Annotated in this window: 8 protein-coding genes; 6 read left to right on the forward strand and 2 right to left on the reverse strand. The window is 44.5% G+C overall.

Annotation, left to right across the window (positions count from 1 at the left end; translation table 11 throughout):
* Positions 1 to 131 precede the first annotated feature (131 nt).
* Positions 132 to 2,426: a Fe(2+) transporter permease subunit FeoB gene (gene feoB / locus FN961_RS09970; protein WP_144040035.1), complete on the reverse strand. Its 2,295-nt coding sequence runs from the start codon at positions 2,424 to 2,426 to the stop codon at positions 132 to 134.
* Between the two features lies 1 nt (position 2,427).
* On the reverse strand, positions 2,428 to 2,688 hold the full coding sequence (locus FN961_RS09975; protein ID WP_144040036.1) for a FeoA family protein: 261 nt from the start codon (positions 2,686 to 2,688) through the stop codon (positions 2,428 to 2,430).
* Between the two features lie 721 nt (positions 2,689 to 3,409).
* On the opposite strand from FN961_RS09975, the gene FN961_RS09980 reads away from it, so the two are divergent.
* The 6 genes from FN961_RS09980 (at position 3,410) to FN961_RS10005 (ending at position 13,327) form a co-directional block, all read left to right on the forward strand.
* On the forward strand, positions 3,410 to 5,656 hold the full coding sequence (locus FN961_RS09980) for an OmcA/MtrC family decaheme c-type cytochrome (protein WP_144040037.1): 2,247 nt from the start codon (positions 3,410 to 3,412) through the stop codon (positions 5,654 to 5,656).
* Between the two features lie 390 nt (positions 5,657 to 6,046).
* Complete coding sequence (locus tag FN961_RS09985; protein WP_144040038.1) at positions 6,047 to 8,047, forward strand: OmcA/MtrC family decaheme c-type cytochrome; 2,001 nt, start codon at positions 6,047 to 6,049, stop codon at positions 8,045 to 8,047.
* Between the two features lie 80 nt (positions 8,048 to 8,127).
* On the forward strand, positions 8,128 to 9,129 hold the full coding sequence (locus tag FN961_RS09990) for a DmsE family decaheme c-type cytochrome (RefSeq protein WP_144040039.1): 1,002 nt from the start codon (positions 8,128 to 8,130) through the stop codon (positions 9,127 to 9,129).
* A gap of 14 nt (positions 9,130 to 9,143) precedes the next feature.
* Complete coding sequence (locus tag FN961_RS09995; protein WP_144040040.1) at positions 9,144 to 11,240, forward strand: MtrB/PioB family decaheme-associated outer membrane protein; 2,097 nt, start codon at positions 9,144 to 9,146, stop codon at positions 11,238 to 11,240.
* Positions 11,241 to 11,455: 215 nt separating this feature from the next.
* Positions 11,456 to 12,094: a uracil-DNA glycosylase family protein gene (locus FN961_RS10000; protein WP_144040041.1), complete on the forward strand. Its 639-nt coding sequence runs from the start codon at positions 11,456 to 11,458 to the stop codon at positions 12,092 to 12,094.
* An 87-nt stretch (positions 12,095 to 12,181) separates the two neighbouring features.
* A complete protein-coding gene (locus FN961_RS10005) occupies positions 12,182 to 13,327 on the forward strand; it encodes a sugar diacid recognition domain-containing protein (protein ID WP_144040042.1) in 1,146 nt (381 codons plus the stop codon).
* Positions 13,328 to 13,430: the final 103 nt, after the last annotated feature.

Consider the following 13,430-nt stretch of genomic DNA (forward strand, 5'->3'; position numbering starts at 1 on the left):
TTTTGATGTAATTAAAAATATGATCCTATATCTCAGACAGAGATACAACGCCTGATTCAGAATTATTTAAAACTAAGCTTGATAAAACAAAAAAGCAGCGATAAACGCTGCTTTTTAACACTGAAATGTAATTATTCAGTAATGATTTTGATACCTGGGATGATTGTCTGACTGCGTTTTGCTTTACGCTTTAACCAAAGGTAAAAGAAGATCAAAGCCGAGACGAAGAATCCAATCCATAAACCTGATTGTAGAGGATGCGCACTGAACGTTGCCGCCTGATAAAATACCGTTGCCGTGCCGTAAGCCAAAGCAAACGTCCACATCCCAGCAAAGGCAGCCCAACGTCCACCAAACTCACCAACTAACGCTCCCATTGCTGCAACACAAGGCGTGTAAAGCAAAATGAAGAGTAGATAAGCAAATGCAGCGGTCACTCCAGAGAAACCAGCTTGAAGTGCTGTAAAGGTCGAAGTATCAACCTCAAGCTCTTCTGAAGCAGCTTGAAGCGAAGAGACATCTCCAACATTTAATGAAAGTGGATCATCGAGCTGAATACCGAATAAGTTTTCAGGAATTGTCGCAATAGCTTCATTTAACGATTCAATGAAAGGCGTTAACTCCTCATCTCCATCATTAGGCGTGCTGTATAGACTGTTCAAAGTCCCCACAACCGCTTCCTTAGCGAAAATACCTGTAATAATACCAACTGTGGCTGGCCAGTTATCCTGCTCAACTCCCATAGGGGCGAAGAATGGGGTTACTTTTTGGCTGGCAACACTCAAGACAGATTCAGAGCTGTCTTCATGCCCAAATGTGCCATCTATGCCTATCGCATTAACGAAGTTGAGTAACGTCACCACAATAACAATGGTTTTACCCGCACCAAAAATAAAGCTCTTAGTACGTTTAGCGGTACGATTGAGTACCGTTTTTAATTTAGGCTTTTCGTAGCTTGGAAGCTCCATCACAACAGCACTGCTTGAGCCTGGTAATAGTGTTGAACGAAGTAATAACCCCGTCCCTACAGCTGCTAGCACGCCGATAATATAGAGAAGAAAAACTAAGTTTTGCCCAGACTCAGGAAAGAACGCTGCAGCAAAAAGTGCATATACCGGTAATCGAGCACCACATGACATAAACGGCGCCATCATGCCCGTGACAATACGTTCACGCTCACTGCCTAACGTACGCGTTGCCATAATCGCCGGCACTGAACAACCAAAGCCGACTATCATGGGCACAAATGCTTTTCCAGGCAGGCCAATTCGACGCATTAAGCCATCAACAACAAAGGCTGCACGAGCCATATATCCAGAGCCTTCCAATACTGAAAGTGCCAAGAACAAAGCGGCAATAACGGGAATAAACGTCGCGACGGTTTGAATACCTTGACCGACACCACCCGCAATAATGGTCACTAACCAAGCAGGAGATCCCATGCTTGCCATGAATGCGCCAAGATGATCGACAAATAATGCGCCCGCTGTAATATCAAAAAAGTCGATAAACGAACTGCCCACATTAATACTGAACATGAACATCAAATACATGACAAACAGAAAAACAGGCACACCAGCAATCGGGTGTAAAATAACTTTATCTAGCTTATCACTGATGGTTTCAGCGCCATTCGCTTTCACCGAAGAATCATACACACTTTGAACAAAATCAAAGCGCGTAGTCGCAATCATGATCTCGATATCTTTGCCTTGGTTAGACAACACATCTGAACATTGACTCACTTCTTCTTCCAACACGCTATTTTTAGACGGACTACAGCATTGGCCATTAGCCAGCATGGCGAGTGCACGTCCACGACTTAGCTCTTCTTCGCCAGATAACAGAGTGGCAATTCCCGTTTCAATTTCAGAACCGTACTCCAGAACTAAAGGGGCTTCAGACACTTTACCTTCAAGAAGGCCAACTACTTGAGCTTTAACTTTTTCAATATCACCTTGCGCACGAGAACACACACTGACCACTGGACAGCCTAATGTTTCGCTCATTTCAGCGGTGTTGATCTCGATACCATGCTTTTTAGCAGCATCGATTTTATTCAACACCACAACCATAGGGATACCGAGTTCACGCAGTTGCACCGTAAGGTAAAGGTGCCTTTCAATATTCGTCGCATCAACTAAGTTGATAATGCCATCAACACGCTGCTCGGCAAGGTATTGCTGCGCTATCTGCTCGTCAAGAGAGCAATCACAACTATTGCCTGCGGGTAACAAGTCGTAGATACCGGGAAGATCTGTTAGATAAACATCAGCCCCGCTCAGCGTAAACAAACCGGTTTTCTTCTCTACCGTGACGCCAGACCAGTTACCTACCTGTTGATTCGCCCCAGTTAGCGCATTAAAAAGTGTCGATTTACCCGCATTTGGATTGCCCACTGTGACACAATGAAACTGCTTAGACATTCTATTCTACCGCCTCAATTTTTACTGCTTCAATTTTTACAACTTCTATAATGTTGGCCAAATCACAACGCATACAGAGCCTGCTACCACGGATATCGAGTTCAAGACCTGAGCCTAGTGGCGCTTTACGAAGCAGTTGGAAACGGGTATTTGGCGTGATCCCCATTGATAGCAATTTACGTTTTACCACTGCCGGCAGTTCTAACTGACCAACAGCTGCTATGGTGGCGTGTTCGCCAGGATTTAAATCGCTTAATTTCATTATGCTTTATACCTAGGTCTCAATAATTCTTAAACTTGTTCTAATTTTAACTAAGGTAAATGAGGAATAACTTTACCTAGATCAATTTTTGGTACTCGAAACGATAATAGTTTTCAATTGTATTCTCTATTATGTGACAAAAGTCACAACTAATAAACGTCCGAACAAAATTAATTCCAAGGCCAGCCTTACTTGAGAACGATTATCACTACGGCGTGAATTATGACGAAGCCCTCTCAACCTTGACGTGACAAGCATCACACTTTCGTCTTACTCCTCTAAATCAGAGCACTTTCTTCCTTAGTCCGACTCAAAAATCAACCATAAGCAATAAGGAGGTTAGTTAGCTTACAATCCTTGAACAACCGGAGAATCACGACCACATAAAACAGGACTAAATTAACGTTTTCATGCAAATTTAGACATCACATTCGGCGGGGATTCAACTTAACAGAATCCGATAACACTCGAGCAAAAATACAAAACAGCCCTGAAATACCTTTCAACCATCTACCTCTAAAGAAATAGTCAGACCTAACTCACATAAAGCGGCTAAAACACCTGCTAAAAAGCTCATGCTTAGTTAGCCTATAGGTGGAAATTAATTCCGCACACTAATCTCTTGATTAACAAGAGCTTGATAATAAGAATCACTCTTATCTCAAGTTAAGCTAAATTAGCAAACGATTAGTGATGATTAAAACTATTGCAGGGAATAATCATGATGAAACAGTTCAATTTTAATGCGGCGACCAAAGCTGTATTAGGTGCAGGACTTCTCTCTTTTGCTCTTATCGGTTGCGGCAGCGACGGAAAAGATGGCACTAACGGAGAAGATGGTGTAATCGGTGTTAACATCGATAATGCAAAAAGTATTAATGCTATTTTGACTGATGCAGCTGTTGATGCTGGTTCAGTTACAGTCAACTTTAAGCTTGAAAATGATAATGGTGTCGCCATTCTTGATCTGGATTTAGCTAAAAAAGGTCTTGAGCTAAATTTTGGTATTGCTCAGTTATCTCACGAAACCCGTATTTTCGGTGAAGGTGGCGAAGCTGTGGAATTTGACCGTGGCTTCCAGTGGCAGGCGTATATCAACACACCAAAAACGCCTAACGAAGACTGGATCCCTGAAGACGAAACCAACATCAATCCTTCTAATCAGGTCCAAGCTGGTGTAGAGAGTGCTGCAAGTTGTGAAACTTGCTTCGTTGATAACGGTGACGGCTCTTACAGCTATACATATAAGCAAAATATCGCCGATGTAACCACACCAGTAGCCGTGGTTTATAATGCAGAAAACACCCAGCGTGCAACACTAGAACTAGAGCTTGTACGTGGTAGTGAAAAGATTGCCGCTAATGCCCATTTCGATTGGCAACCGTCTTCAGGCATGACTGATGGTATTCAAACTCGTGATGTTGTTGCGATTGAAACTTGTTATACCTGTCACCAACCAGAAAGCCTTGCTTTCCATGGTGGTAAGCGCATCGACCTAGAAAACTGTGCCTCTTGTCATACAGCAACTTCTGGCGATCCAGAATCAGGCAACAGTGTCGACTTTACCTATATGATCCACGCGATCCATAAAGGTGATGCACGCACGACTTATGCTCCTGATTCTCCAGATGCAGATGAAAAAGGTAATATTCCAGCACCGTATAAAGTGATCGGTTATGGTGGTGGCGTTCACGATTACGGTAAGGTGATGTATCCGCAAACCCCTGCTGCTGATTGTACCGCTTGTCACGTAACAGGTGAGAATGCGCCTGCTGATGCAGAACTATTCCTTGCAAACCAAAGTAATACAGCTTGTATCGCCTGTCATACCACTATGCCAAAAGCATATCATGACCCAAGCGATGAAAACTGTATCTCTTGTCATATTGAAGAAGGTTACGCAAGAAGTGGTGCTGAAGCTCATGGCGATGCGACTAAGCGTTACAAGGCTAGCCAAGGTTATTCAGCTAAATATAGCAATATCAAAGTTACAGGCGATGTGCTGACTTTCGATCTGCAAATTTTAGATGAAAAAGGCGAGCCAGTAACTAAAGAGTTTATCGCTAACCCAAGCAAGTACACTAAATCAAGTATCTACTTCTCATGGGATACCGACAAGGACTATCCAGCATACACTGATGGCACTAAATACAGTGCACGAGGTTTTGCACTGTTAAATCCTGACGTGTCTACCTATGATGAAGCCACACAGACTTTCACCATCAACAGCAGTAAAAGTGTACTTGAACTTCCTGCTGATTTGAAAGGCAAAAGTGTTGAGTTATTTGCTGGTGTGGCGACTTGCTTCAAAGCTGGTGGTTACGGCCGTCCAACAGTTGAGCCTACCGCTTGTCAATATGATGAAACGGATCCAACTAAGCTACTCACCAATGCTGCTTATATCCAAGATGCGCCTTTAGGCTTTACTTGGAATGATACAGACACAAGTGAGCCTGCAAAAGCGCGTCGTGATATTATCGATACTACTAAATGTATGGGTTGTCACAACCAAGAGATAGTTCACTACGACAACGGCGTAAACTGTCAAACTTGTCACACTCCTGACAAAGGGCTTAATAAGTGGGGCGGCAATGTACCAACAAGCTTCGCTTATAAAGCTCACCATGCAGAAGGCCACTACCTGAAGTATGCAGGTGTTGGTTCAAGCACTGTGGTCAAAACAGACTGTAAAACATGTCACACTAACAATGGTATTGAGCTAGGACGCTCTCCTGATCGTGCATGGCGTTACGGTGATGCTAACGGTAATGATATCTGGGTATCTTCTGATGCGGGTGCTTGTTTAAGCTGCCACCAGAAGTACTTAAGTGATTCAGGAAAATCTCACATCACCACTAATGGCGGTATTTTAGATGGTGTTGATGCTGCAGATGTACAGCACCGTGCTAAAGAAACCTGTTCTACTTGTCACTCAGCAGAAAAAGTGATTGAACTACACGGGTACTAAACAACAATAGAGACCCTAGTATTACGTTAATCCATTAATATTCGACTCTACTAAAAGGGAGGCATTGCCTCCCTTTTCTTTCTCCTCAAAACCATGATTAGTGCTATATAACTTCAATGGTTTACCTGCCAAGCAGTCAGATAATATCACTGCGTTTTTTACACTCTCCGCCTTCAACGACCTACCCCTTTATAAATAGACGGATCTTGGTCACACATTAGCACCCGCCTTGCAGATTTTATCATCTCATTACGTTAGCCTTTACTTGGGGATTTTTGTTTCCAGCATTGACTTAAGTAGCACATTTATAATGAAAAACATGCGAATGATAATCAGTATCGTTTTTCGCCCAGAGCACATAAGTCGATGTCAAACCTATGCAGGGAAAAAATGATGAACGTAAAAAATAATAATATTGCGCTGCTTCTCGCAGCAAGCGCCGTTTCAATGGCCTTAACAGGCTGTGGCGGCAGTGATGGCAATGAGGGGAATCCTGGTAAGCCAGGTGGCCCAGCAGCCGAAGTCGTCAACGACCTCAATCTCAACGTGACCAAAGTGACTTACCAAAATGGTTTGCCAACTGTCACTGTTTTTGCGACCAATGAAGAAGACTTGCCAGTGGTAGGTCTAAAATTGCTTGAGGTTAAAGCTGTAGCACAACTGATCCCTCAAGGAGCTACGGGTGCAGGCAATAGCGCACAATGGCAAAAGATAGGTTCAGAGAAAGTCTTTACCGATCATAAGAACGGTCATTACACCTTCGATGTCACGCTTGATGGATATAACTCAGAGCTGACTCAACGGTACAATGTCATTGCCAGTGCCTCTACCCTACAAGATGGCGTAACCACAGTGCCGCGCACTGAGCTATCACAAGATTTCTCTGGTGATGGTTACCAGGCGCTTTACAGCAAAGATATTGTCGCAACCGCAACCTGTAACTCATGTCACGCAGAAGACGAAAAAATCTATCACGGCTACACCTCAGCAGAGACCTGTGCTTCTTGTCACACTCAAGAGTGGGCAGAAGAACGCGGCAAGCCTGAAGTTGCTTTCACGCATATGGTTCACAACGTCCATAACTCAGCGAAAGGCTATAAAGCAGACAGAACCACAGGTGAATTCACCCAAGATGCAGAAAAAGCACATGCTTTACTGCAAGACAACTGTAAAACCTGTCACGTCGCACCAGAAGAAGACAGCGATGAGTTGAGTGAATGGGGCAATTGGTCTCGTGTACCAACCATGGAAACCTGTACTAGCTGCCACGTAAATATCGACTTTAAAGCGGGTCAAGGTCACTCTCAGCAAGATGACAACTCAAATTGTATCGCATGTCACAAAGCAAGTTGGACTGAAGAGCTACACACTGACGGCTTTGCTCAAAAGAAAGCGTTTGTTGAACAGTATGGAATGGAAGCAAGCTTAACGGCCGTCACAACAGATGCTGGTAGCGATACAACACTAAGCGTCACCATCACCAATGCACAAGGCGTAGCCATCGATGCAAACACATTGGTTGCCAACATTCAGCAGTTAGAAACCATCACTAACGTTGGGCCTAACTTCCCGATTATGGGATACAACCCTAATCCTGCAGGACTAAAGAAGGTGGCGATTGATTTCGTTAAAGCCGGTGTTTTAGACGATAAAGTAGACATTGTGGATGGTAAGTTTGTCACCGTCATCAAAGATCTACCTTATGGCACAGGCGATACTGATACCGCCTTTAGCTTTGTTGGTTTAGCACTGTGTAACGACGACACTGGCTTAGTTGCTTGTGGAGAAGGCGTTGAAAGCACAGGCATGAAAGCTGAACTTGCTCATGGCACTTTGTCTGGCGAAACACCCAGTGTACGCCATACAGATTCAGTAAACTTCACCGCGTGTGAAAGCTGTCATGGTACTGAGTTTGAGATACACAAAGGTTACCACCCAGGTTTTGTAATGACAGATCAGCTTGGCCGAGTCAACGAAGCGGGCGACATGGTTGTTGGCATCGATGGTTGTGCTTCTTGTCATACTCCTGATGGCACTTACGCTTCTGGCGGTAACTTAGGTGCTCTTGAAATGAAACTGCACAAGGTACACAGCCAAGGCGATTATGCTGCCATTCCAGGCATGAACTGTAGTCAGTGTCACTCAGATTTCAACACTGATGCATTCAAGGTAAAAGGCGCAATGGCCACTGACGGTGGTTACACCACACCTATCGCAGCGACCTGTTACTCATGCCATAGCTACAGCGGTGATAAGTTTAAAAATCACGTTGAAGGTCAAGGCGCTAAGGTTAATGCTGACTACAATGTTGCTAACGATGCAGCCCAGTTAGAGACCTGCTTGTTGTGCCACAATCCAAGCATCAATGATCACACTTCGGTGAAAATGTAATTTGCACACGTTGAGATGAAAACAGGGGGAGTGCTCTCCCCCGCTTTCTGTTCAATATTATGCAAATTTAGGAACCTATTATGAAGATCATAAAAACAATGAAAAAATTCTCTACTGGTGTATTACCAGCACTGATGGTGTCAGCTATTTTATCGCTTGGCTTTGCCACCACAGCAACAGCTTCAAAGTGGGATGCTAAGATGAGCCCCGATGAAGTCGAGGCCACGCTGGATAAGAAGTTTGCTGAAGGTAAGTACTCACCAAAAGGGGCTGACTCTTGCTTAATGTGTCACCGTAAATCAGAAAAAGTGATGGATATCTTTAAAGGTGTTCATGGCTCAGTCGATTCAAGCAAGAGCCCAATGGCGGGTCTTCAATGTGAAGCTTGCCATGGTCCACAAGGCAGTCACAACCGTGGTGGTAATGAGCCGATGATTGCTTTCGGCCCTGATTCAACCTTGTCTGCTGAAAAGCAAAATAGCGTCTGTATGAGTTGTCACCAAGATGATAAACGCATGGCTTGGAATGGTGGACACCATGACAATGCTGATGTTGCGTGCGCCTCTTGCCACTCAGTCCACACAGACAAAGACCCAGTCCTGTCTAAAAACACTGAGATGGAAGTCTGTACTAGCTGTCACACTAAGCAAAAAGCAGACATGAATAAGCGCTCTAGCCACCCAATGAAATGGAACCAAATGGTCTGTAGCGATTGCCACAATCCACATGGCACCATGTCAGATTCTGATTTAGTTAAGCCTAGCGTTAATGAAACCTGCTACTCCTGTCACGCCGAGAAGCGTGGCCCAAAGCTGTGGGAGCATGCACCCGTCACTGAAGATTGTGTGACTTGTCATAATCCACATGGCAGCGTCAATGATGCCATGCTGAAAACGCGCGCTCCTCAACTATGCCAGCAGTGCCATGCAAGCGATGGTCATGCCAGCAATGCTTATCTTGGTAACACAGATCAAGGTTCAAGCGTCGGCGGCAATGCTTTCACTGGCGGTCGTAGTTGTTTGAATTGCCATAATCAGATCCATGGTTCTAACCATCCATCAGGCAAGCTATTCCAACGCTAACAGGAGTCGAGAAAATGAAATTCAAATTAAATTTAGTGACCCTCGCCCTACTTGCTAATGCAGGGATAGCCACAACAGCTATGGCAGCTGGAGGCTACGGCCTGCAAAATGCGAATACCGACAAGGTAAAGTTCGACAAGTGGGATTGTAAGCGTTGTGTGGTTGAAACTGGCGTAAAAGGCACCGTTGGTGTGGGCATGGGTTACAACAGCAGCGATGATATTCGCTCTGCCAATGCTTTTGCAGCAGAAAATGAGTTTGCAGGCAAGGTCGATGCCGATCTGACTTATGTGGGCAAAAGCGGCTACCGTGCAACGGTTGAAGCTGATAATTTGGGCATGGAAAGTAGCCGTTTAGATATTGATGCAGGTAAAGTCGGTCAATACAACTTAAACCTCAATTACCGCCAAATTGCGACCTACAAAACCGACAGCGCCATGACACCATATTTAGGGGTGGGTGGGGATGATCTTACCTTGCCAGACAATTGGCAAACTGCCGGTTCAACTCAAGATATGAGTCAACTCTACAACAGTTTAAGCCCAATCGAACTATCGCTGAAACGTAAGCGCACTGGTCTAGGTTTTGACTACCAAGGCGAAGAGTTATGGAGCACTTACGTTAGTTACCTGCGTGAAGATAAAACCGGACTCAAGCAAGCTTCTGGAAGCTTCTTCAACCAGTCAATGATGTTAGCAGAACCCGTCGACTACACCACTGACACCGTTGAAGCTGGCGTTAAACTTAAGGGCGATAACTGGTTTACCGCAATACACTATAGTGGCTCAATATTTAAGAACGCCTATAGCCAACTAGGTTTTGATAACGCCTTTAATCCGACGTTTGGCGCGGCAACGCATGGCTATATGTCACTAGACCCCGATAACGAAGCCCATACGGTTTCGCTAATAGGACAGATGAACATTGAGCAAACCATCATGAGCGCACGTGTTCATTATGGCCAGATGACACAAGATCAAGCCTTTGTTACCTCAGGTTACGGTTATCAAGTGCCAACTGAATCTCTCGATGGTCAGGTTGACATGACTGGGGTTAACTTGAAGTTAGTCTCGCGTATTAATCGCAGCGTGCGTGTTAAAGCAAGTTACGATTATTCAGACCGTGACAACAAGACCAACATTGAAGAGTGGACGCAGATCAGCATCGACTCAACAACAGGTCAAGCAGCCTATAACACGCCATATGATATCACTACTCAGCGCGCTAAATTGAGTGTTGATTACCGTATCAACCGTGGAATGAAGCTTGAAACAGGCTACGATTACCGCACTGATGACCGTACATACCAAGACCGCGAAACCACTAACGAAAATACGCTTTGGACTCAATTCCGACTAAGCAGTTTCGAAAACTGGGACATGTGGATTAAAGGAAGTTACGGCCAGCGTGATGGTTCGCAGTATCAAGCCTCTGAATGGACCTCATCTGAGTCAAATGATCTGCTGCGTAAATATAACTTAGCCGACCGTAAGCGCACCATGATTGAGGCTCGAGTCACCCACAGTCCAATCGAAACTTTAACCTTAGACTTTGGTACGCGCTACGCCATCGATGACTACAATGACACCCAGATTGGCTTAACGGAATCGACCGACTTAAGCTATGACGCCAGTGCCAGTTATATGCTAACCGATGACATGACGTTAACGGCTTTCTACAACCGTCAAATCATTGAATCGGATCAAGCTGGCAGCAGTACTTTTAGCGCGCCAACCTGGACAAGCAAGGTTGAAGATCAGGTCGATGTGATCGGCGCAAGCTTTAGCTACAGCAATCTGATGGAGAAGAAACTTCGTCTGGGCGTAGATTACACCTATGCCGATTCAAACAGTAACACTCAGGTTACCCAAGGTATTACCGGGGATTATGGGGATTACTTCGCTAAAGTTCACAACGTCAATATCTATGGTCAGTACCAAGCCACTGAACAGATGGCGCTTCGCTTAGATTATAAGATGGAGAAATACCAAGATAATGATGCAGGTAACGATATTGCACCTGATGGGATCTGGAACGTGCTCAGTTTTGGCAGCAACAGCCACGACTATAACGCGCACCTTATCATGTTAAGCATGAGCTACCGCTTGTAAGCTTTGAAAAGAGGCGAGTGTCCAGAGATGAACACTCGCCTTTTTGATAAAATCACTCACCGCTCACCTACTTTTACTGCCTTCTAAGTGACTGTCAGTCATTACGCTACAGCTCAACAACAGATTGCACCTCTAATCTTGTTGGTATTGATGATAAGCTATTCAACCTTGATATACTGCTTCTATAAAACGATTGAGGTTTTTGCTTCAAAATAATGAGCACAGATAATCTACTTGACTTAATTACGCAAATTTCAGCTTGCCAGCTTTGCCAAGCTGACCTTCCTTTGCCTGCTAAACCTATCATTCAAGTCTCAGCTGAATCTAAGATTTTGATCGTAGGGCAAGCACCAGGAATACGAGCCCATAACCATGGACGCGCCTTTAGCGATCCCAGTGGCGACAGATTAAGACAGTGGCTAGGTGTCAGTGAAGCACAGTTTTACAATCCTAAACTGTTTACCATCTTACCAATGGGATTTTGTTTCCCTGGTACGATAATCACTAACGGTAAAAAAAGTGGTGATAAGCCACCGCTAAAAAGGTGTGCTACAACCTGGCGACAAGCCCTGCTCAATCAACTCCCTAATGTTGAATTAACCATCATTCTTGGCCAATACGCCATTGACTACCATCTGGGAAAAGCCACCACAGGCGGTAAACTCACGGTGACGCAAGCCATTACCCAATGGCAAGATTACTGGCCTAGTCACATGGTATTGCCACATCCAAGTCCCAGAAATAATCTCTTCTTGAAGAAACACCCTGAGTGCGAACAAATACTGCTCCCCGCACTGAAATCTCGCGTCGCTGAGCTTACTCGCACCACCAATAGCGCTATCAACTCAGAATAAATTCTGTCTTCAAAATCCTGTGTTGCCTCTTATTAGTGGCGGCATCTAAAATCCATTACGCTAAACAAAACCTTTAGGGAGATGACGGTGTACTTTCTTGATACCACTTTGGCACAACAGATTGTAGAGCGTACGATGAAAATCATCGTGCATAACATTAACGTGATGAACGCTCAAGGCGTGATCTTAGGCTCTGGTGATCCTCATCGAGTAGGCTCGACTCACGAAGGTGCTCTACTCGCCATTAGTCAAAATAGAACCGTCGAAATAAATGCTGCTAGCGCAAATACCCTCCATGGCGTGAAAGCGGGCATTAACTTACCGCTACACTATAAAGGTGAGATTATTGGTGTTATCGGTATTACAGGAGAGCCCGACACACTAAACAATTATGGCGAACTACTCAAAATGACCGCTGAGTTAATTGTCGAGCAAGCTAACTCCCTCGAACTTGCCCAATGGCAATACCGTCAAAAAGAGGAGTTCATTCTCCAATTAATAAAATCCAAGGGGGTGTTTAACTGCCACCTCAGAGATTGGTCTTCACAATTGGGCATTGATATTGATGCTCCTCGCGTGGCCGCCGTTATTCAAGTACAGGGAGATAAAGATCAGATATCCGCTAACTCTATCTTGAAAATGGTACTCAACCTACTTGAAAACCCTTCTCGTGGTAACTTAGTCGCCATGACTTCAATGACAGAACTCGTCATTTTAAAACCCGCTTTCCTTAACGGTAAACAGTGGGAACCACATCCAGAAAGCGAACGCATCGATCAACTGCTCTCTCGTTTGCCTAAAGAGATGACCGCAAGACTCAAAATATCACTTGGGCATTTTTTCACTAAACCTACCAATATCTCTCGTTCATACCAAACAGCCAAAGAGACCTTAGCTTTAGGTATACAACTGCACCCTGAACAAAACAAATATCTCTACGACGACTATTCACTTAGGGTACTGTTGTCTGCGCTCAAAGATGACTGGCGCGGGGAAGAGCTAATAACACCCTATCAAGCGTTATTACAGGCTGATAAAAAGGGCCAGCTTAATAAAACACTAGCAGCTTATCTCGCCCACTTTGGTGATCAGCAGATGTGTGCCAATGCGCTATTTATTCACCGCAACACATTAAGATATCGACTCGATAAGATCCAAAAGATCACTGGAGTCAATGTCCAACAACTGGATGGGGTATTACAGCTCTATATTGGCCAGATGTTAACCAGTTAAACACCATCACTCAGCGCGATTTAAATTTGTGTGAAGTTCACTTTTATACTCCATTCAGGTATAAGATGACCCTCTTTAAGAGTGCGTTATCTAGTGTGGAAGA

The sequence above is a fragment of the Shewanella hanedai genome, from assembly GCF_007197645.1.
GTDB lineage: Bacteria > Pseudomonadota > Gammaproteobacteria > Enterobacterales > Shewanellaceae > Shewanella > Shewanella hanedai.